This is a genomic window from Shigella sp. FC1967, from assembly GCF_001743005.1.
Lineage (GTDB): Bacteria > Pseudomonadota > Gammaproteobacteria > Enterobacterales > Enterobacteriaceae > Proteus.
Genome location: NZ_MIIZ01001378.1, coordinates 1 through 366, shown reverse-complemented (window position 1 = coordinate 366; position 366 = coordinate 1). Strand labels below are relative to the sequence as shown.

Genomic DNA, 366 nt, shown 5'->3' with positions numbered 1-366 from the left:
TTAATTCGATGCAACGCGAAGAACCTTACCTACTCTTGACATCCAGCGAATCCTTTAGAGATAGAGGAGTGCCTTCGGGAACGCTGAGACAGGTGCTGCGATGGCTGTCGTCAGCTCGTGTTGTGAAATGTTGGGTTAAGTCCCGCAACGAGCGCAACCCTTATCCTTTGTTGCCAGCACGTTATGGTGGGAACTCAAAGGAGACTGCCGGTGATAAACCGGAGGAAGGTGGGGATGACGTCAAGTCATCATGGCCCTTACGAGTAGGGGCTACACACGTGCTACAATGGCAGATACAAAGAGAAGCGACCTCGCGAGAGCAAGCGGAACTCATAAAGTCTGTCGTAGTCCGGATTGGAGTCTGCA

General features: G+C 51.9%; 1 rRNA gene. It reads left to right on the top strand.

The window, feature by feature from the left end:
* A 16S ribosomal RNA gene (locus BHE89_RS22175) occupies positions 1 to 366 on the top strand; the annotation flags it as partial.